Genomic DNA, 228 nt, shown 5'->3' with positions numbered 1-228 from the left:
ACACTCTCTCCGTCGTCGGCAGCGTCAGATGTGTATAAGAGACAGGGGCGGCCACGCCGGGCGAGGTGAGTCCCCGCCGCACGGGCAAGGTGGCGGGGACTCCTCGGCTCGTCCGGGACCGGCAACCCAATCCGGGCCGGTCACCCCCTGTCTCTTATACACATCTCCGAGCCCACGAGACGCGTAGTAATCTGGGGGGGGGGGGGTTTTTGTGGGGGGGGGGGGGGG

1 protein-coding gene is annotated in these 228 nt (G+C 68.4%); it reads right to left on the bottom strand.

Features of this window, described 5'->3' with window-relative positions; all coding sequences use genetic code 11:
• Positions 1–24: 24 nt before the first annotated feature.
• Positions 25–228, bottom strand: a 204-nt coding sequence (locus ACPYOM_RS24355; RefSeq protein ID WP_481347956.1) for a hypothetical protein, incomplete at its 5' end; no start/stop codon positions are given.

The organism is Monashia sp. HAY1-2A (assembly GCF_056755315.1).
Note: the sequence above shows the minus strand (reverse complement) of the source record. Positions and strands in the feature narration are given on the sequence as shown.